General features: G+C 42.8%; 1 protein-coding gene. It reads left to right on the forward strand.

The window, feature by feature from the left end:
• On the forward strand, positions 1 to 1,362 hold a 1,362-nt coding region (locus A9G25_RS06560; protein WP_176701086.1), incomplete at both ends, for a VENN motif pre-toxin domain-containing protein.

Consider the following 1,362-nt stretch of genomic DNA (forward strand, 5'->3'; position numbering starts at 1 on the left):
CACCGGCACAATCAGCTTTAGTGATATCGAAAACAAAGCGGACTACCAAGTCAGTAGCAGCAGTGCAGGGGTAAGCTCTAGCGGCATGCCATCGATGCCAACCAGTCGCAATAAAAACGAAAGCGAACATTCGACGACGCATTCAGCGGTATCGGAAGGGACGATAATTATCCGCAATAAGGATGCTCAAAAACAAGATATCAACGAACTAAGCCGAGATACTGAGCAGGCGAATAACGAGCTCAAACACATTTTTAACAAACAAAAAGAGCAAGACATCATCGACCAAACGCAGTTAGTAAGTGAAATTGGTGGTGAAACGTTAACGATGCTTAATCATATAGACCGGATAAGAGCTGAATCCAAGGCAAAAGAAGCGGTAGAAAAAGAACAAGAAAAAGCCGCAGACAAAGGCATCGTTTTAACCGACGAGCAGCAACAAAAAATCTACGAAGACGCCTACAAAGAATCGATGAATCAAGGCATGACAGCGATGGGCAGTGACACGCGTCAAGGCATTGACATGGCCGTGAGTCTCATCAACGGCTTAATCAGTGGCGACATGACAGGGGCAGCCGCAGGGGCACTCGCGCCAAAAATTGCGACTATTATCAAACAACAGACCGAAGGAAGCACCGTTGCCAACACCGTCAGCCATGCGATACTCGGTGCGGTGGTAGCCGAGCTACAAGGCAACTCAGCTCTAGTGGGTGGCTTAGGTGCTGCTGCAAGTGAACGTGGTGCTGAGGTTATCATGGGTATTCTTTACCCAGGTAAAACAGTAGCGGAATTATCACAAGAAGAAAGACAACAAATCAGCGCCCTATCACAACTAGCGACAGGCCTAGCAATAGCCGCTGCCGGTGGTGATATCCAGGATGTGAATACTGGCGTTGCTGCGGGTAAGAATGCGGTTGAGAATAATTATTTAAACTCTCAAGATCATCAAAAGAAGGTTGGTTTAGAATATAGAGAAGAAGAAGGTTTATTAACTGATGAAGAAAAACAACAGTTAATGGAACTTCGAATTAAAGATAAAAGCGCCTCAGAAGCGTTATTAGAAGCTTGTGTTGATGTAAATAGTGAAGCATGTCGTTCTGAACGTAAAAAGGCTTATGAAGCGTTAGGAACATACATAAATTATTATTATAACAAATTAGAAGAACAAAATGGTTATCAACAAATAAAACATTTATTAGATGGTACCTCAAACTCACCAGAAGCAAATCAATTACGTGCTATTTATGAAGGTTATGTACAAAGTTATAAGAGTTTTGGCTATAATGACGAAGAAGCTAGACAAATGGCAGGTAGAACTATTGGCACAATGATGATAGCCAATGGTATTACAGGGACTATAAC

Origin of the sequence: Gilliamella sp. Bif1-4 (assembly GCF_001690535.1) — a bacterium.
GTDB lineage: Bacteria > Pseudomonadota > Gammaproteobacteria > Enterobacterales > Orbaceae > Gilliamella > Gilliamella bombi.